General features: G+C 50.4%; 18 protein-coding genes and 1 riboswitch. Of the genes, 3 read left to right on the forward strand and 15 right to left on the reverse strand.

The genetic code is table 11. From position 1 onward, the window contains the following. Positions 1-55: 55 nt before the first annotated feature. The 10 genes from cobS to cobD all read right to left on the reverse strand — a co-directional run bounded on the left by cobS (position 56) and on the right by cobD (position 9,663). Positions 56-946 carry an adenosylcobinamide-GDP ribazoletransferase gene (gene cobS / locus Q0V21_RS15250; RefSeq protein WP_301879592.1) on the reverse strand — a complete coding sequence of 297 codons (891 nt, stop codon included), beginning with the start codon at positions 944-946 and terminating at the stop codon, positions 56-58. Further along, complete coding sequence (gene cobU / locus Q0V21_RS15255; RefSeq protein WP_301879593.1) at positions 943-1,503, reverse strand: bifunctional adenosylcobinamide kinase/adenosylcobinamide-phosphate guanylyltransferase; 561 nt, start codon at positions 1,501-1,503, stop codon at positions 943-945. The genes cobS and cobU overlap by 4 nt, the downstream gene beginning before the upstream one ends. Further along, a complete protein-coding gene (gene cobT, locus Q0V21_RS15260) occupies positions 1,500-2,630 on the reverse strand; it encodes a nicotinate-nucleotide--dimethylbenzimidazole phosphoribosyltransferase (protein ID WP_094939801.1) in 1,131 nt (376 codons plus the stop codon). Before cobT ends, cobU begins: the two co-directional genes overlap by 4 nt. Positions 2,631-2,678: 48 nt before the next feature. Then, positions 2,679-3,494: an ABC transporter ATP-binding protein gene (locus Q0V21_RS15265; RefSeq protein ID WP_301879789.1), complete on the reverse strand. Its 816-nt coding sequence runs from the start codon at positions 3,492-3,494 to the stop codon at positions 2,679-2,681. Positions 3,495-3,496: 2 nt separating this feature from the next. Continuing rightward, entirely contained in the window at positions 3,497-4,543 is a 1,047-nt protein-coding gene (locus Q0V21_RS15270; RefSeq protein ID WP_079350785.1) for a FecCD family ABC transporter permease, read from the reverse strand. Further along, positions 4,540-5,535 carry an ABC transporter substrate-binding protein gene (locus Q0V21_RS15275; RefSeq protein WP_301879594.1) on the reverse strand — a complete coding sequence of 332 codons (996 nt, stop codon included), beginning with the start codon at positions 5,533-5,535 and terminating at the stop codon, positions 4,540-4,542. Before Q0V21_RS15275 ends, Q0V21_RS15270 begins: the two co-directional genes overlap by 4 nt. Before the next feature lie 207 nt (positions 5,536-5,742). Continuing rightward, positions 5,743-5,891, reverse strand: a riboswitch (cobalamin riboswitch). Positions 5,892-6,043: 152 nt separating this feature from the next. Continuing rightward, positions 6,044-6,691: a histidine phosphatase family protein gene (locus Q0V21_RS15280; RefSeq protein ID WP_079350786.1), complete on the reverse strand. Its 648-nt coding sequence runs from the start codon at positions 6,689-6,691 to the stop codon at positions 6,044-6,046. Beyond that, entirely contained in the window at positions 6,682-7,662 is a 981-nt protein-coding gene (gene cbiB, locus Q0V21_RS15285; RefSeq protein ID WP_079351041.1) for an adenosylcobinamide-phosphate synthase CbiB, read from the reverse strand. Before cbiB ends, Q0V21_RS15280 begins: the two co-directional genes overlap by 10 nt. A 44-nt stretch (positions 7,663-7,706) precedes the next feature. Then, on the reverse strand, positions 7,707-8,534 hold the full coding sequence (locus tag Q0V21_RS15290; RefSeq protein ID WP_301879595.1) for an adenosylcobinamide amidohydrolase: 828 nt from the start codon (positions 8,532-8,534) through the stop codon (positions 7,707-7,709). Further along, entirely contained in the window at positions 8,515-9,663 is a 1,149-nt protein-coding gene (gene cobD / locus Q0V21_RS15295; protein ID WP_301879596.1) for a threonine-phosphate decarboxylase CobD, read from the reverse strand. The genes Q0V21_RS15290 and cobD overlap by 20 nt, the downstream gene beginning before the upstream one ends. A 212-nt stretch (positions 9,664-9,875) precedes the next feature. Between cobD and lplA the strand changes: the two genes are divergently transcribed. Both lplA and Q0V21_RS15305 read left to right on the forward strand, forming a co-directional pair. Next, complete coding sequence (gene lplA, locus Q0V21_RS15300; protein ID WP_024629363.1) at positions 9,876-10,877, forward strand: lipoate--protein ligase; 1,002 nt, start codon at positions 9,876-9,878, stop codon at positions 10,875-10,877. A 239-nt stretch (positions 10,878-11,116) separates the two neighbouring features. Further along, positions 11,117-11,920, forward strand: a complete 804-nt coding sequence (locus tag Q0V21_RS15305) for a Cof-type HAD-IIB family hydrolase (protein WP_024629362.1) — start codon at positions 11,117-11,119, stop codon at positions 11,918-11,920. Positions 11,921-12,094: 174 nt separating this feature from the next. Here Q0V21_RS15305 and Q0V21_RS15310 read toward each other — a convergent pair whose 3' ends face one another. Next, positions 12,095-13,033 carry a DMT family transporter gene (locus Q0V21_RS15310; protein ID WP_301879597.1) on the reverse strand — a complete coding sequence of 313 codons (939 nt, stop codon included), beginning with the start codon at positions 13,031-13,033 and terminating at the stop codon, positions 12,095-12,097. 120 nt (positions 13,034-13,153) lie between these two features. Here Q0V21_RS15310 and Q0V21_RS15315 point away from each other — a divergent pair, with 120 nt between their 5' ends. Beyond that, positions 13,154-14,575 carry an aminotransferase-like domain-containing protein gene (locus Q0V21_RS15315; RefSeq protein WP_443146054.1) on the forward strand — a complete coding sequence of 474 codons (1,422 nt, stop codon included), beginning with the start codon at positions 13,154-13,156 and terminating at the stop codon, positions 14,573-14,575. Between the two features lie 179 nt (positions 14,576-14,754). On the opposite strand, the gene clpP is transcribed toward Q0V21_RS15315, so the two are convergent. From clpP to Q0V21_RS15335, 4 genes are all read right to left on the reverse strand, one after another. Next, complete coding sequence (clpP, locus tag Q0V21_RS15320) at positions 14,755-15,336, reverse strand: ATP-dependent Clp endopeptidase proteolytic subunit ClpP (protein WP_079350790.1); 582 nt, start codon at positions 15,334-15,336, stop codon at positions 14,755-14,757. Positions 15,337-15,354: 18 nt separating this feature from the next. Beyond that, positions 15,355-16,221: an RNA polymerase sigma factor gene (locus Q0V21_RS15325; RefSeq protein WP_079350791.1), complete on the reverse strand. Its 867-nt coding sequence runs from the start codon at positions 16,219-16,221 to the stop codon at positions 15,355-15,357. A gap of 133 nt (positions 16,222-16,354) precedes the next feature. Further along, the gene (locus tag Q0V21_RS15330; RefSeq protein WP_079350792.1) at positions 16,355-17,134 is read right to left on the reverse strand and encodes an MBL fold metallo-hydrolase; all 780 of its coding nucleotides are present in this window, start codon (positions 17,132-17,134) and stop codon (positions 16,355-16,357) included. Positions 17,135-17,332: 198 nt separating this feature from the next. Next, the gene (locus Q0V21_RS15335; protein ID WP_079350793.1) at positions 17,333-17,779 is read right to left on the reverse strand and encodes a hypothetical protein; all 447 of its coding nucleotides are present in this window, start codon (positions 17,777-17,779) and stop codon (positions 17,333-17,335) included. Positions 17,780-17,957 lie beyond the last annotated feature (178 nt).

Raw genomic sequence — 17,957 nt, forward strand, 5'->3', positions numbered from 1 at the left:
GTTCGGACGTTTGTACAGACGTATCTTCCACGTTCCCTCACCTCAGCTCTCAGCGTTATATCAAAAAGAATCCCTGTAACAGACTAAGTACCGTTAGCAGTGCGGCTTCCAGCAACTCATTCATAGCCCCATACGTGTCCCCTGTAAGTCCGCCCAGCCGTTCACTGATACGTCCGGCAACGAATTTGCCAATCACATAGCCAGCCAGTGGCACCGCAATGATCGCTGCAACGGGGTATAGCCACCATGGTAATGTCCCCAATCCATTCTCTGTCCCAAGCACCTGGAACATGGCTGTATCCGGCTGGAAGATCCATACCGCTGCCAACGTGATCACACCTGCCAGAATGGTAAGTCCTACCGCAGAGCTGCGTGCACGCTGGACTTCCCTCCGCTCTCCCAGCCCCTTGAACAGGACAGCAAGCCCATCGTCCTTCCGGGCATTCGGCCAGGCCGCCATGGCATACACCATGAACCAGCGGCTCCAGATCAGCGGCAGGATGAGCAAAGCTCCATAGGCCCAATTCCCACGCGCAATAAAATCAGCAATCAAAGCTACTTTCATCATTAACAGAAGCACACAGGCGATCACGCCCATGGCCCCTACACGACTGTCTTTCATAATTTCCAGCATTCGTTCACGGGTGCGATAACTGAGCAGACCATCTGCCGTATCCATCCACCCATCCAGATGAAGACCTCCGGTTAGCCATACCCATAGCGTCAAAGTTAATACCGCCGCCGGAAAAGATGGAAGCAGCGCACCTGTCAGGGCTCCGCCTAACCAGACGCACAATCCAATGACCGCGCCAACCAGCGGGTAATACACTACACTCTCCCGCAATAATGGCGGGACGAAATCAATCTGCAATTTCACCGGGAATCGGGACAGAAATTGAAAAGCGGCCGCGGCCGCATGTTTTTGTTCCAAATCGCCTTTACTCATAAACGGTACTCCTTGCTTTTCAGCTCAATCGGAATGCCCACAGTCACCAGAAACACTTCACGGCAAATCGCGGCAATCCGTTGATTGAGAATGCCCGCCAAATCCCGATATCTTCTGCCCAGCGCATACTCTGGTACAATGCCATCGCCCACTTCGTTGGTAACAAGCACGAGCAGACCAGGATACAACTGAATGGCAGCTACCAGCTCGTCCATATGATCGTACAATACCTGCACAGGCTCATGTTCATGCGCTAACAGCACATTGGTCAACCAAAGTGTCAGACAATCCACCAGAATGGTCGGTGCAGAGTTTCCCGTGTGAAACTCTCCCATTCGTGTAATTAATTCAGGCAAATCCAGCGGTTCCTCCACCGTATGCCACAGATATCCTGCTTCATCCCGCTGATTCTGATGCAGACGTATACGCTCGCGCATTTCGTCATCATAAGCCTGAGCCGTAGCCACATACCAGGCCTCGGAGGAACGCTGCATACAGAGACGCTCTGCAAACGAGCTTTTGCCACTCCGAGCCCCGCCCGTCACGAGTACACTCATGGGGATTCCTCTCCTGGAACGGATGAATCAGCAGAAGCGGATGAAGCGTCATTAGGTTGAGTCTCCGTCGTGCCATCCGACACACCAGCACTCGCAAATGTCGCCATCTCGCTGAGAATACGGCATGAGGCATCAATCAGATGAAGACTGAGCACGCCTCCGGTGCCTTCACCCAGACGCATGTCCAGGTCCAGCATCGGTTTCAGGCCAAGCTCACGCAATAATGCTGCATGTCCACTTTCATGCGATGTGTGGGAAGCAATCATGTATTCTGTACTGACCGGAGCAAGCTGCCTTGCAATCAACGCCGCAGCGGTGGAGATAAATCCATCTACGACAACGGGGCATCCGTTTGCAGCGGCAGCTAGAATCACGCCTGTCAGTCCGGCAATCTCCAGTCCGCCCACTTTGCACAGCACATCGAGTGCATCGTCTGCATTCGGAGCATTCACGCTAAGAGCCTGGCTGACCACTGCGGCTTTGCGCTGCAAACCGGCATCATCCACGCCTGTTCCCCGACCCACTGCTGAAGCAGGAGCTGTCCCCGTTATTGCACACATCACTGCCGCACTAGCGGTTGTATTGCCGATGCCCATCTCTCCGGTGACAAACAACTGCGTCCCCTTAGCCACCTCGTTCGCGACGACTTCGGCCCCTGCAAGAATGGCCTGAATCGCTTCATCCCGGGTCATTGCAGCACCTTTTGCCATGTTGGCTGTGCCTTTGCGGACCTTGCGGGAAATCAGGTTCGGATGTTCCAGATCGGCATTCACCCCAATATCCACACAGATTACATCAGCTCCAGCGTGGCGAGCTAGGACATTGACAGCCGCTCCCCCCGCCAGGAAATTCAGGACCATCTGTGGAGTCACCTCAGCAGGAAAAGCACTAATCCCTTCTTCAACCACCCCATGATCCGCAGCCATAACGATAACAGCTCTGCGATCAAAGCAAGGACGAGCCTTGCCCGTGATTCCCGCCAGACGAATAACCAGCTGTTCCAGCTTGCCCAGACTGCCGGGTGGTTTCGTCAATGCATCCACATGTGCGGAGGCTTCCGCCGCCACTTCTTCATTAGGACCCACGATCCGACCTAGTAACTGTTCCAACACCTGTTCATTATTCATACAGCCAGCACTTCCTTTATTAAAAATACGGGGTCACCCCCGCTTCGTTCACTTCTTCTCCCGCCTCAGCAACAGCTGTGGCAATCCATTGTCGGGATGACTCACCATCGCCGGACTCACCCGGAAGATCTCCCGAATGTTCTCTTCCGTCATTAACGAATGAGGTGTACCATTCCCTACGCATGTTCCGTCCCGCAGTGCCAGAATGTGGTCGCAAAATTGTGCGGCCAGGTTCAGATCATGCAGCACCGCCACAATCGTAATATGATTTTTTTGACGCCATGCCGATAATAACTCCATAAATTGCAATTGATATTTGATATCGAGAAAGGTGGTTGGTTCATCCAGCAACAACAGCCGTGGTTCCTGAGCCATGACTTTGGCAAGCGCAACCCGCTGCCGCTGTCCTCCACTAAGCGCATCCAAAGACCGTTCGGCCATGTCACTTAAACCCAATTCCTCCAGCACCCGATCGACTATTGCTGCTCCATCCGACGTTTCTTTTCCGAGCCAGTTCTGGTAAGGGTAACGTCCCATCTCGACAACATCCCTTACGGGATAGGAAATCGCAGGCAGGCCATCCTGCTGCAAGACCGCAATCATGCGCGACAATTCTTTACGGGTGTAGGAGGAGATATCCCGTCCATCAATCTGTATGCTGCCTGCGCTCGGATGTTCGGTTCTGGCAAGTAGCTGAAGGAGAGTCGATTTGCCGCTGCCGTTTGGGCCAACAACGCCCCACCACTCCCCCTCTTTGACTTGCCATTCGACCACATGCAGAGCCTGATGGTTACCATACATTTTACCAGCTCCTGTGACCTTAATCATCTGTCGGTTCGCGGTAAGGTCTGTTCTCACGAACATACTCATGGCATCATCCCTTTCCGCAGCTTTTTGTTCCGATGCAGCAAATAAGCGAAGAAGGGCGCTCCAACAAAGGCCGTCACTACCCCCAGTGGAATTTCGGTCGGCGCCAGCAATGTGCGTGCAATCGTATCTGCCCAGACCATAAAGATCGCTCCCCCAATCGCGGACAAAGGCACCAGCAATCGATAATCGGGTCCCACGATGAGCCGAAGAATATGCGGAATGACCAGTCCGACGAAGCCAATTACGCCCGATACGGAGACAGCGCCTGCCGTAAGCAGCGTACCCACAGCCAGTACCGACAACTTCAATCCGTCAACCCGAACCCCGATATGCGCGGCCTGACGTTCCCCCAGGGCAAGCACATTCAACGAACGCGCACGGCTCCAGAGGAAGATTAGTCCCAGCACAAAATACGGGAAAAGGATGGCCGTATACGACCACCCACGCAGTGACAAACTCCCCATCGTCCAGTATATAATTTCATTGATGGTCTGTTTCGACATCGTCGACAGGAAGGAGACGACTGCTCCCAGGAAACTTTGCATGACCACCCCAGCCAGAATCAGGCTGTGTGTTGGTATTTTGGGTCCCTCACGAGCGAGGGCCAGCACAAACCACAATGTGATTACTCCCGTCAGAAATGCGACCAGTGGCAGGGTCCAGATTCCAATCAGTGCATACTGTAATCCGAAGAAAATCAGAAAAGCCGCACCCACCGATGCACCGGACGATACGCCCAGCGTAAACGGATCAGCCAGAGGGTTCCGAAGAACCCCCTGGAATCCCGTTCCGGCAATCGCCAGTGATGCACCTACAAGTACGGCCAGCAGTACACGTGGAAATCTGACCTTCCATATAATCTGTTCTGCTGCTGTATTCCAGTCAGGAACAATCCAGTCGCCCAGCCAGGGAATGCGATGAAGCAAGATGCCCGCAATGTCCCGGACTGGCAGGGCAACCGAACCGATGCCCGTGCAGATTAGCACGGTTAACACAAGCAGCACAATTCCGGCCGTTCCGTACACTGCCAGCTTTTTACTCATTTGAACAGGTCAGGGTAGATCGCTTTGGCAACTTCTTTCAGACCTTGAGTTACCCGTGGTCCTGGACGGCTCAGCAGGTTCGCATCCAGGCCAATGACTGCATCGTTTTTCACAGCCGTGATTTGATCCCAGCCACTGCGGGCTTTGATGATTTGATCCAATGTTTTGGAATTTTCATCAATGACGTCATTCGCATACAGAATCACATCCGGATTGGAAGCAATAACGTTCTCTTCATTAATTTCATACCAACCATCCTTGTCGGAAGCAATGTTGGTACCTCCGGCCAGTGTGATCAATTCATCCATGAATTCACCTTTACCCACAGTCCAGCCCGGGGAGAATTCAACGTATACTTTTTTCTTCTCTTCCGTTTTAACTGCCTTCACAGCTTCAGTTACATCAGCCACATCCTGTTTCATCTGGGTGATGATCTCCTGTGCTTTTTCCTGATGATCCGTGATTTTACCAAATGTTTCGATGTTGGTCATTACATCATCCACTGATTTGGGATTTGTTTTGAAAATGGTGATGCCCAGATCACGCAGTTTCTTCACAGCGTCTTCACTCATGGAAATGCCTGTAAATACGATGTCTGCTTCAGCTGCAATGATCGACTCTTCGTTAGGCTTTGATATACCGCCCATTTTTGGTTTTGCTGTTGCTGCTTCCGGATAATCATCATAGTCGGATACTCCAACGATCTGCTCGTCCAATCCGAGTGCGAACAGGGATTCCGTTTCAGCCGGAGATACGGATACGATTTTGGCTGGTGCTTTGTCAAACGTAAACGATTCACCCGTAGCATCGGTAACCGTGAGTGGATATTGTGTTTTGAGATCTGTCTGCGCCTGTCCTTGGGATTGCTCCTGTGCAGGTTGCGAGGTTCCTGTACCCTCATTCGTTGTTGTTGTTCCACATCCGGCCAAAGCCAGTGCCAGCATCGCTGCGCTCAGCAGTGACGCCATGCCTTTCCATGTCTTGAAATTCATTGTGTTCATTCTCCCCTTCTCTATCCATTCTAGTGAGTAGTGCTCCTGTCCCAATTCCGCTTGAATTTGTGTTCCGAAAAAATAAAATCCCCAATCCTTGGTCAGGATCAGGGATGACGTCTCGCATGTGGCGATCAGCACATGCCAGCTTAACGCTGTACATGCACAGAGAACTGCCCGAAACGCTGTCCTTTCCTCGAAGGAACACCGGCTTGTACGTCCAGGGCAGGTAACCTGACTTACAGGAATTCATCCTGATTTACAGTGGCGGGACCGTGCCGGATTTACACCGGCTTCCCTATTTCACCCGTTTGCTGTTCATAGTCTGATAAGAAACCATGAAACGTTGCTGCATGCACGCGGGACCCTTGGTCGCTAATATAGTTTAACCATTCAAGTGAGCATCCTGCATCCATTGCAAGGCATAAGGCCCTTCTCTAATGATGCATTTGCTAAGTCACACTTCTGTTGTGATTATAGGTTATATTGTACATCCTTACAACCTGATTTATGGAAAAGTCAATCTGGTTCCAACCCAGCTGTCCCCATCGCCATCCAGCCGAATCTTTATCGCTTGTCCTGGTATCACCTGCGTATCCCAGAATCCTTGATGCGGAATGAGACGTGATACCATATAACGAATAACACCGCCATGCGTAATCACGGCTACCTTTGGCACATTCATGCTGCGAGAATGCAGTATTGGTGAAAAGGACAACAGACTCTCTTCCAAAAATGAATCAATCCGCGCAGCAAATGCCTTCCATGGCTCGCCCTTCGGGGGCGTCACCTCTTGTGGGGCATCGATCCAGTCACGGTACTGTGGATTGTCCTTGAGCTGGTCATAGGTCAATCCCTCCCACTGACCAAAGTCAATCTCCCTTAGACGGGCATCAAGCTTGGCCTGTCCCACTTGGGACGGTGCAATGTGTATGAGTGTCTGCTGACAACGCAACAAATCACTGCAATAGAGGGCGTCCCATGTGACATGGCTGATCTCTTCGCGCAGCAGAGCCAGCTCCTGCTCTGCTTCTGGCAGCAGACCGATGTCGGTATGCCCGAGATATCTTTTTTCCAAATTCCACGCTGTTATACCATGACGTATCAACATAATCTCTCGGCTTTGTATTCCACTATGTCCAGCTTCTATATCCATAGCAGTGCACCTCCAGCAGCCCATATCCCTAGGGTGAACAGCCAACATAATAAAACAAAAGAACCTGCTGACCAAAACATAAGTCTTGTTGTTCGTACAATATCTTCTGCTTCCATCCGACGTGACGGCTCGCCCATATAAGCGCGAAATGAAGCCACTCCGTGGTACACGTTATGACCGCCAAGTCTTATGCCCAGCGCTCCGGCCACTGCTGACTCGGGAAAACCGCTGTTAGGGCTTGGGTGCAGCCGTGCATCCCGGGATACCATGCTCGCTGCCCCTCTCGCATCCAGTTTCATGAACCAGGCTCCTATAATCAAAAGCAGGGCGGTAAGCCGTGCGGGAATCCAGTTGGCCCAATCATCCAGACGGGCAGATGCCCAGCCGAGATAAAGATATTCTTCATTTTTATAACCTACCATGGAATCCAGCGTATTCACGGCCCGATAAGCCATGGCAAGCGGTGCACCGCCAATCAGGGCGTAAAACAGTGGAGAAACGATGGCATCCACGATATTCTCGGCAACCGTCTCTACCGTTCCCCGCACAACCTCCGGTTCATCCAGATGAGCCGTGTCACGCCCTACAATCATGCCCAGTGAACGTCTCGCCGCAGGCCAATCCTGTTGACTTAGATGGCGGTAGACTTCCATGCCTGCATCCTTCAAACCTTTGGAAGCAATGGTGGTTGCGATCAACACCACTTCAGCCACAACCGCAATGGCAGGATGAATGAGGCCCAGTACATATACCAATCCCCAAGTCACTGCAAAAGCTCCCCCTGCAATCAAAATGGGAAATAAAATTCCTGCCCTTCTAAGGGCCCGGTTTGAGTCCACACGCGACCTTATCGCCCGCTCCAGTGTAGAGATGGCCTTGCCCATGCCAATCACCGGATGAGGAATCCAGCGTGGATCTCCGATGCAGCGATCCAGTATGTATGCCCCTATAATAATCCAGGCTCCGGCCATTCCCGTCCAGATCGGCCAGGAAGCCCATTGATGCAGCAGAGATATCATTGCTTGTTATTCCTCTCTTTCCACTCCTGCGCGGCTTGCAAACTTTCCGTTATCGTGTCATATACCAGCCTGCCGATCGCAGCACCCATGACCGTAGCCGTTCCGGCGTAACTGATGAGCGGTTTATTTTCTTCAGTCTGACTTACCGCGAGCACGATAGCATCCGTTGTTGTTCCAGTTGCGGTCAGCCCATTTTCGGAATCCATCACACCGAAATCAGCTAACGCAGCGGCCTTTGCTTCTACCGCAGTCTGAATGGCATTCACCATCGCTCCGGCGGTCATTCGCCCGTTCATCCACAACATGATATTGATCGTACCGGGTTTGTAGCTTGAAACTGAGCTTTTCCCAAGGTTCTGAGGCACGGTCTCATGCCCCATCTCATTCCCCGCAGCATCAAACACAGTTCTTGCAGAACCTGCCCGTGCAGCGTTGGATACCCCTGCTGTCGTACAGCAGAGTAATCCGAACTCATCGCTTTCATATTCCTGGATAGCCGTGTGCTCTAATTGAACTGCAGTCAGAAGTCCGGCGCATTGATCCTGCTGCTCCTGCCATTCACTCAATAGATCGGCAATATCACGCGGTGGATCGTCACACCGATAATGTCTGTCCACATAGATGTTGAATATACGGTCCAATTCAATCATACCGCCCCCATACACGGCACTGGAAAGTGCTTTTACAACAGAGGGGCTTGAAGCTTTAATATGTCGTTCATGTACAGAGATGTTTAGTCCCGGCCACACAGAAGATCTATATTCGTTATAGTCTGTTTGTACATCCATGCATTGCTTATAAGCGTTATAGAATGGCAGTGCCATCGTTCTGCCCCCCTGCCTCTAGTCCGGTTGTCGTGTCAAGCTCCATTACATTTTCCATTGTCTCCAGTAAACGCCCGTTAGCCTCCGCGTCCTTGACTGCAAAGCGTACATGGCGCTCCCCAAGTCCCGGATACATGGCACAACTCCGAATCAGTATACCGCGTTCACCGAGAGCAGCCTGCATGGATGTCGCTGTCCACGGCTCTGGCAGAGTTGCCAATATAAAGTTCGCTTCCCCTCGTGTCACCTTACATCCCAAAGTCTCCAGCCCTGTCGTTAATCTATCCCGCTCGTAGGACATCAGTGCCATGGTCTCCTGTTCAAAATTCTCTCCACTGCGCAGACAGGCTTGTCCTGCGATCAGCGCCAGCCCATTCACACTCCAGGTCACTTGCTTCTCAGTCATGGCATGAATCAGCTCAGGATGACCCAGCGCATAGCCCAATCGTAAGCCTGGAATGGCGTAAAACTTGGTCATCGAACGAATGATGATCACTTGGGGATACTCTTTCAATCTGGGCGCAAGCGATTGCCGCTGTGACTCAGGAATAAAGTCCATAAACGCCTCATCTACCACCAATATGCTGCCTGTGATCTCCGCTTTACGCGCAAGCCGATGTAGAACCTCAACCGGATACTGCACTCCATTGGGATTGTTCGGCTGTCCAAGGAAAAGCAAGTCCACCCGTTCCATCAGCTTTTCGATATCCTCCGGTTCTGCTCGCCAGTCCAGTTCTTCCCGTCCTCGAACATAATGGACTTCTGCTCCAAATTGTCTGGATAATGCACTGTACTCCGAAAAACCAGGCTCTACCGTGCCTACTCTACGTGGCGCGAGTCCAAGCAGGATTAGAGCCATGCTTTCCGCCGCCCCGTTGCCCACGGATATGTGATCCGGGGTTAAACCCAGTCGGTCACTGAGCAGCAATTTGAACGCCCGATGACCCGGATCGGGGTAACGAAGTACCGTCTGCCATCCATGCTCCAGAGCCTCCAACACTTCCCTAGGTGGACCCAGTGGATTAATGTTCGCGCTATAATCAAGGAAATCCGCAGCATTCCCTCCAAAACGTGCAGCGGCTGTCTCCACATCACCGCCATGTCCGAAAACTTCAATTAAACCGGTCATTCTATCCGTCATCCTTTCTGCATGTCCTTTTTATTATGGATGTCGTGACAGTCAGGGGTCAATCCTGTTTTGCCTGTTCAAGCCCGTTCGAGCTGTAATTCCTTTGTGTCCTATCGACAATTCGTTTACAATAGAGAAGGAATTTCGATTCCGTAAAGCATCACTACATAAGGGATATTCTATCCCTCACATACATTAATGGAGGAATGACCATGCTGTTTGTTGATAACCAGGGCATTACAGATCCTTCTGTAAACCTCGCCATTGAGGAATACATCCTGAAGCATCTGCCGATGGATGACAGCTACTTGCTGTTTTACATCAACCGCCCGTCCATTATTATCGGAAAACATCAGAATACCATTGAAGAGATCAACATTGAGTATGTTCAGGATAACGGTGTTCAAGTCGTACGTCGTCTTTCGGGAGGCGGAGCCGTTTATCACGATCTGGGCAACCTCAATTTCAGCTTTATTACCAAGGATGACGGACAATCCTTCCACAACTTCCGCAAATTCACGCAGCCTGTGGTGGAAGCCCTGCAAGAACTCGGTGTCAATGCCGAACTGACGGGACGGAACGATCTGCAAGTCGGAGAAAAGAAAATTTCGGGCAACGCCCAATTCTCCACGCGCGGTCGCATGTTCAGTCACGGCACATTGATGTTTAACCTGAACCTCGACCACGTCCAGGCTTCACTCAACGTGAATCCCGAGAAGTTCAAGTCCAAGAGCACCAAATCCGTACGCAGCCGGGTTGCCAACATTCGTGATCTGATCGATAGCAATCTGACCATTGAACAATTCCGGGACGAGCTGCTGCGTCACATTTTCCGCATGGAGCCACAGGACGTCCCTCAATATGAACTCACGGAGAAAGATTGGGACAAGATCAAGGAAATCTCCGCCGAGCGTTATAGCAACTGGGATTGGAACTACGGCTTGTCACCGGAGAGTAATGTGAAGCATACACGCAAATTCCCTGTCGGCATCATTGACCTGCGCATGAATATCAAAGATGGACGCATTGAAGATGTCAAAATCTTTGGTGACTTCTTCGGCGTAGGCGATGTAGCGGATATCGAAGATATGCTGCGTGGTAAGCGTTACGAGGAATCCGAGGTACGTACTGCACTTGAGGGTTTGGATGTAAAACATTACTTCGGCAACCTGGAGCTGGAGGACTTTATTGGCCTTATTTTCCTGGAGGAGTAGATATATAAGTTCAACCCAAGAAAGTTTACACCTGCCACTCCGATGACAGAATAACCTTCCGATCGCTGTTATCCCCAGATTTTTTTGATTCCCTTCTTCAAAGGGAAAATCCGGTGATAAAGGCGAACGCTCCGCTTCTTCAGGTTTTTTCTGTCCTCTCCGTTCTCGTGTAAAAAGTTTTGTTGAACTGATATAGATTAAGTCGGGTATAGATACAGATAAAAAGGAGAGAAACACAGATGACCTACAAATTAATCGCAATTGACATTGATGATACCCTGATCAACGACAACAAGGAAGTAACGCCCGCAACACAGACCGCCCTGGAACAAGCGGTTGCTCATGGTGTCGTTGTAACTTTGGCTACTGGACGTGCCTATGCTTCTGCACAAGCACTGGCTCGTCAGACAGGACTGAACGTGCCAATCATTACGTATCAAGGCGCTTTGGTGAAAAACTTGCTGGATGAAAAAGTACTCTATGAGCGCTACGTTCCACAGGACGCTTCCCGCAAATTGTACGACTACTGCCTGGAGCATAATCTGCACCTGCAAACGTACATTGACGATAAATTATATGCCCGTGAAGAAAACGACAAGCTGCGTGATTACGCCAAGCTGAACGGTACGCAGTACCATATCGAACCGGATTTCATCAAAGTGATCGAGCAAAAAACACCGAAACTGCTCATCATTGATGAGCCGGACTACCTCGACGAAGTTGCAGTTGACTTGCGCAAACTGCTCGGACCTGAAGTGCACATCACCAAATCCAAGCCATACTTCCTTGAAATCATGCATCATGAGGGAACCAAAGGCCATGCACTTACGTTCCTGGCAGATCACTTTGGCCGCGAACTGAGCGAATGCATCGCCATCGGCGATTCCTGGAATGACCATGAAATGTTGGAAGTTGCAGGTCTGGGTGTAGCGATGGGCAATGCGATCCCTGCTCTGAAAGAGCTGGCAGACTACATCACCGCGAGCAATAACGAAGACGGCGTGAAGCAGGTTATTGAGAAATTTGTGCTGAACGCAGAGTAAATGCTTCAGAGACAGAACAGCCCGGAGACCACAGTAGATTGTGGATTCCGGGCTGTTTTTCTATTCAGTCGTTCAAAGATACGAGCACAATTCCCGCAAACAATAACACAACACCGAGTCCCTGTCTGTTCAATGTGATGTCTCTCCTCATTCCTGCGTAAAAATATATATTTCCTATTTTACCATAGAATTGGAAGTCTGACCCAATAGAGTTTTGCGTTTTCCTTTCTGCAACCAGCCCATCACTTTCTCATTCATCGCCAGCAAACCCGAAACGATCAGCGCAACACCGATCCACGTAATCCAGCTTACGTGCTCATTGTAGAGAACCGCCCCAAGACCAACCGCAATCGGAGGGGAGATGTATAACCAGGTTGCTGGAAACAGCGGGTTGGTACGAGACATGATCCAGTAGAACAAGCTGTGACCAACCATCGAACCGACTACCGTCAGATAGATCAGAGATGATACCGCTGGCACCCAATCCAGTCCCGTTGTGCTCCATGATTCCGTCACTGCTGAGAGCGCGGATAAAAGCAATCCTCCGTACATCATCTGCACCGCATTAATCGCTACAGGACTGGCCTCCTTAAACTGGTTAATGACCTTTTTGGAGTACAATGCACCCGCCGAGTAACAGACTTCACCCACCAATACGGCAATACACCCCCATAACCACAGGGAATTTGCACCGATGGATACACCCGGCAATACAACGAGAATAACCCCGGCAAAACCGATCAGACAGCCCGCAATCATGCGTGCGGACGTTTTTTGACGCAACAATGCTGTCTGCATTACCATAATCATCAGCGGACCTGTTGCTGACAGAATCGCGCCAACACCAGAGCTCACATATTGTTCAGCCCAATATAAAGTCGCAAAGGTTCCGAACGTCAGTCCGGCCCCTGTCAGAAGCATCTCTTTCCGCCAAAGTAATGACAGGTTCACTTTCCCTTTCATCCACATCCATGCAAACATTAGAGCACCTGCAATAATAAAGCGTAGTCCGGCCGACAGAAAAGGCGGCATGCCTGCCTCCACGCCAATTTTAATCGCCAGAAACGTTGTTCCAAAAATAAGACACATTACGGTAAATGCTAATCCAACCATGCTAGCCCCTCCTTCATCTGTTCTCCATCATATAGCACCGTCTACAGAACAGAATGAATAAAACAGAACAGTTAGCTCTCATTTGCTGTTACAATGGAGTTCAAAAGGAGTGTGAGCGGGGTGGGCAAAGCCATGTTGATGACAGATAACAGCCTGAAACTATATGAGCAAGTGGTACATTATCTTGTTGTACGGATCGAAGCGGGAGAGTGGAAAGAAAATGAGAAGCTGCCGTCCGTGCGGAGCCTGTCTGAGCTGCTCGGCGTTCATCGCCTCACTGTTTTCAAGGCTTATCAGGAGTTAAAAGATCGCGGGAATGTATACGTCAAGGATAAGTCCGGTTATTATGTTAGTCCTGTTGACCCTTCTCCCGTGACAGACCAGGCCGATGACCCGGCAGTATCCGCTTGGCTGCATTGGGATTCACTTGCCCGCGTACAATCCCTTGAGGCGGAATTCCAATTTTCTAAATCATTGATTGATCCCGCCCTGCTGCCAAACCGATATTGGGGCGAGCTGATGCGGGATTTGCTGGATCTATATCCCCGTCTGCTTGGCACATACTCCACAATTCAGGGAGATCTGGAGCTGCGTATTGCCTTGGCAAGCCATCTGACGACGAGGGAGCGTTTCTATCTCTCAGCCGATGAAGTGCTGATTACTTCCGGTGCACAGCAGGCCATTGATGTCATCTCTCGAAGTCTCGTCAGACCCGGTGACCGTGTACTCATGGAGAGGCCTACGTATGGGCCTGCGATGGAGATTTTCCGCAAACAGGGTGCAAAGTTGATTTTTACCGATATTCATCCTGACGGCTACGATCTGGAACAGATTGAACGCCTTATGAAGCAAGAAAAACCAAGAGTATTTTATATGACGCCGACCTTCCAGAATCCTACGGGCATCAATATTCCAACCGAGCAACGCAAACAATTGCCTGAACTGGCGGAACAGTACGGATGTTTCCTGGTGGAAGACGACAGCACTTACGATATCTATTTCAAAGAAAAGCCTCCGGCGCCGATCTTCACATACGATACAACAGGGCATACGCTCTATATTCGCAGCTATAGCAAATATGTTGTGCCGGGTCTGCGGATTGCCGCCATTATGTGCCGTCCCCGGTTCATGCCGGGATTACAGGCTGTAAAGGCACTGACGGATAACGGATCACCTCTGCTGAATCAGAAGCTGTTCCTCCGTTATTTCCAGTCGCCACGCATGCACCAGCACCTGTCCAAGCTGCGTACCGCCATTCAGCTACGGATGGAAGTCATGGAACAGTGCCTTCAACAAACCAATTGGACTTGGACTCGCCCCGAAGGTGGACTTAACATCTGGGCAGAGCTTCCGGAAGGCGTTGATACAGGGCGATTGCTTCACCGATGCATGGAGCATTCCGTTGCTTTTGTGCCGGGAACGGTGTTCGATCCTTCCGATGCGGACGCCAGTCGCAAACTGCGTCTCTCCTTCTCTTATGCTCACGAGCAGCAGATCCGGGAGGGCATGAGCAGACTTATTGCGCTGGCTGAAAATACCTGATGGCACGTTGCTGAGGTCAGCTCCAGCCTGTCGTCCAAAAGCTAAAAGATATACTCGCTATACCAGTAAAAAAACTAAACATAACAAACCCGAAAGGCACTAAATAACCTTTCGGGCTGTTGCGTTTACTCTGTCCTATTATGTTATACTAATCAGCGTTTCTGTTATCTGCAAGCAGCCTACGGACTGGATATGACCTTATCCACCAGTCCATACTCCACGGCTTCTGCCGCAGTCAGAAAATAATCTCTGTCAGTATCCTTTTCAATCCGCTCCATTGGCTGTCCCGTATGATCGGCAAGCAGCTTGTTGAGGCGCTGGCGGTGCTGGATAATCCGGTTCGCGTGAATCAGCATATCCGATGCCTGCCCTCGCGTACCGCCAAGCGGCTGGTGAATCATGATTTCACTGTTCGGCAGCGCCAGTCGTTTCCCTTTTGTTCCACCAACCAGCAGAATCGTACCGAAGCTCGCCGCCATGCCTGTGCAGATCGTGGAAATGTCAGGCTTCACGAATTGCATCGTGTCATAGATGGAGAAACCGGCGGTCACGGAACCACCTGGACTGTTGATATACATCTGGATATCCTTCTCCGGGTCCTCTGCGGTCAGAAACAATAATTGGGCCACGATCGCATTGGCCATCTGATCCTCAATTTCCCCGGATACCATAATGATTCGATCTTTCAGCAAACGGGAATAAATATCATAGCTCCGCTCTCCGCGGGCTGTCTGTTCAACAACATAAGGTACCACGTTCATGCATTTTGCCTCCCCGGTTTATGCAACCATGCTGACCGTATATCCTCCCCCATACGACATGGAATTCGTACCGGAGCTTGAATAACTGTACATCACTGGTTGCATCGATTGAGACGGCAGAGTCTGCTGCAAAATCGTTCCCGCTACAGCCATCGGATCATCGGTCTGATTCAGGCATAGATCAATTAAACGGGCTGTATCACCGCTGCGGAATGCCAGTAAATAACTGCGCAGTTCCTCCCGATTTTGTTGATTCTCATCCGCTTGATTTGTCTGATCAGAATCCGCTTCGTTCAGGCTGTGTCTCACTTTAGCCAGTGCAGAACGGGCACGATTCAAGGCGGCTTTGACCGCTCCTTCCGTCGTGTCCAACAGTTCAGCAGTCTCTACCGTTGTGTATCCCATCAAATCACGTAACATATATATCGCTCGCTGCCACGGTGGCAGTTCATTCACAAGGATCTGAACAGCGGACTCCACTTCCTCGAATCGCTCTTCTTCCTCAAATTCTTGCATAAATGGCTTCATGCTTTCCAGTTTGCTCGCCAAGTTCTCACGCTTCCGTATGGCGTCAATCCAGGTGTTGCGTGCAACACGGATGAGATAGGCTTCCCAGTTCATGTCCTCTGTCATTCCCGTTCTTCGGGTAGCTGAAGAGGATAGTGCTTTAACACAGGTATCCTGAACCAGATCCTCCGTCTCCCAGACTGAACCAGTTAATGACATGCAGTAGGCGTACAATGAGCCCAGCAGGTTCGGCAGCGCAGCTTCAATCGTTTGCTCTAACGTATATCCGGTTTGGACACTGTAATGGCTATATGGTTCAATCGGTTTATCATCATGTGGTCTGTTGATTCTGCAATCCACGGACTTCACAAAGGCCATGTTTGGGGCCCCCCTTTGTTGGTTCCTGATTGATCTTGCTTCAATTCCCTTGCTGTAATTGCTTTACACTATGTAAACGAAGAACCTCCGGCAAAGGATACGCTCTTCTGAATTTATTTTTAGGATGGTTATCCTATTCTCCCAGCTTCACCTGCAGACCGGTAAGTGCCAGCGTAATTCCCTGATCCAGATTATAATTCTGTCGTACATCCACGTCGTGAGACATATGTGTAAAATAAGTCTGACCCGGCTTCAACTCCTGCAAAAGCTCCTGCGCCTCAACCATGTCATACACCGAACGTGTGGAGAATTCCGCAAGCTCATGAACAAAGCTCGTTCCGAGGATCAGCAGATCCAATCCGTACAATGGCTGCTTCTCCGCAGCCTTCAAATCAATGGCATCCGAGCAATACGCCCAGGTGTATCCTTCACGTTCCAGTCGATACGCATACGAATAGCCATTATGACCGTGGCAAACTTTCCAGGAGTACACCTTCCATCCACCAAGCTCGATATCATCATCCGTTTCCAGAAAATCCATATGGCGACCAAGCCATGGAAACTGACTTTGGATGGTCGCAATTACTTCCCGTGGTGCATACAACTGCCCTTTTACACCCAACCAGCGACAGGCATCGGCCCATTCCGGTAAGCCTCCAATATGATCAAAATGCGCATGAGTAATTAGCAGCGTCTGCACCATCCGCATCCCGAGGTCTTCCATCTGCGACCTCCAGTCCGGTCCGCAGTCAATCATGAAAGGTTCGTGCTCGCCATCTCCATGGATCAAAACAGAAGAGCGTTTGCGGCGGTTGATTCCCGTAAGCCGTGCTTCTGTGCAGACGTCACAATCACAATACACCCGCGGAACACCCATCGCATCCCCGGTTCCCAGAAATGTTAGCTGATTCATTATGAAAGTCCCCTCTCTATCCCGGAAGCAATGCATCCCAATTTATATTCCATCTGATTCATGATATGTAAATTGTAATCTCCCACCTCTGTTTTTGCAAAAAAAAGACCCTCCCGCGCAGTTATTCACTGCAAACGGGACCGTCTCTGTTGTCTGACATTTAGCAGTCCAACTTCATATCCTTTGTTTCACTATCAGCTAAATCAAAGCCCTCAGCTTCAACGTCAATTCCTGACCTTCAGGCACTTCCTTTGACTCAGTAATAACCCAATTCGATGCAAGGCGTTTGGCCAGTACATCTGCCTGTTCTGTTTTTAATTTTAACCCGGTTACGATGCCTTCACCAACAGTGAAATCTTGCTCCGGCAGTAATCCGAAAGACTTTTGCAAGTAGATCCCCAGACCACCACGAGTATTAAAGGTAATCCGGTAGCCGTCTTTAACCGCACCTTCCAGATTCTCGCCATGCTCGTCCGCATAGGAGAAAAAATCATCATATCTGTAGTGCTCCTCAGACACGGCATCGAACGCAGCCACATCTTTGGCCTGTATCGCCTCCAGTAAAGCTGCATCCGACATGCCTTTGCCACGAGCCTGTTCCAGCCGAATGGCTGTATTTTGGGACAACTTAAACTCAGCACTCATCCAACTCACACCTTCCTGTCACTATATATCATTATTCCATGGATATTCCTAATTCATTATATCCTGTCCCGATAGCCGGATACAAAGTGGCCTGGCGAAACTTCCATCCACTCCGGTTCTTCATCCCGTCCCCGAGCGGATGGGTCGGTGTTCTCCCTGATAATATAAAAACCTCCAC

The sequence above is a fragment of the Paenibacillus sp. 11B genome, from assembly GCF_030487755.1.
Taxonomy (GTDB): domain Bacteria; phylum Bacillota; class Bacilli; order Paenibacillales; family Paenibacillaceae; genus Paenibacillus; species Paenibacillus vandeheii.